1 protein-coding gene is annotated in these 988 nt (G+C 75.1%); it reads right to left on the minus strand.

What is annotated here, in order from left to right; all coding sequences use genetic code 11:
- A partial coding sequence (locus tag FV223_RS28505; protein ID WP_147729982.1) for a glucan biosynthesis protein occupies window positions 1-988 on the minus strand: 988 nt, incomplete at both ends.

Consider the following 988-nt stretch of genomic DNA (forward strand, 5'->3'; position numbering starts at 1 on the left):
GGCCCGCGGCGAGGCGCCGGCCGCGACCATCTCGGGTTTCGTCGCGGGGGCGGCGGGCTCGACCCACAGGCCGGGCCGGGCCTCCTGCCGCGCCTCGACGTCGAGGTAGGCGGCAAAGGTCCGCTCGCGCTGCATCAGCCCGAAGCCGGAGAGCGGCGCCGCGCGGAAGGCGGAGATCTGCGGGCTCGGGCGGCCGTTGACCAGCGGGCGCCACAGCCGGTCGGCGCCGGAGCGCACCACCAGCCCGTCGGAATCGTGCACCTGCGGCCGGAAGTCGTCGAAGGGCCTGGCGCCGCGCGCGCCCGGCCCGTTCTGGCCGTGCAGGAACATGCTGGTGAGCGGGGCCAGCCCGAGCTGGGGAATGTCCTTCCGCGGGTGGAGCGCGGCGGTGACCTGGATGTGCGCCGGGTCGCCCGGCGCGATCTCGAAGCGGTAGGCGCCGGACAGGCTCGGGCTGTCGAGGAGCGAGAGCACGGTGATCGTCTTCGCATCGTCCTCCGGCTCGCAGATCCAGTGGGCGGTGAAGTCGGGAAACTCCTCGCCCGCGGCCGAGCCGGTGCCGATCGCCGCGCCGCGCGCCGAGAGCCCGTATTCCTGGCCCTCGCCGCGCAGGCGGAAGTACGACGCGCCGAGGAACACCAGGAACTCCTCCTGGAAGCCGCGCGGGCGGCCGGGCGGGGTCTCGGTGGCGGCGAAGTGCAGTCGGAAGCCGGCAAAGCCGAGCGTCGTCGGGAAGCTCTGGCCGTCAAGCGCCCGGCCCAGCTCGAACAGGCCGGGCTCGTAGGCGACGGCCTGGGCCGGCCCGGCCTTCGGCTGCAGGTACAGCGCGCAGCGCTTGCGCTGCAGGAAGCCGCGGTGGAACAGCTGCGCGCTGAAGTGCCGCCCGAGGCGCAGGGCCGCCGCCGGGCGGAAGACGATGGCGCGGTACTGGTCGTAGGTCAGCCCGGCGAGGGCGCCCGGCAGGTCCTCGGGCGGCGCGACGTAGGGC

Origin of the sequence: Methylobacterium sp. WL116 (assembly GCF_008039455.1) — a bacterium.
GTDB lineage: Bacteria > Pseudomonadota > Alphaproteobacteria > Rhizobiales > Beijerinckiaceae > Methylobacterium.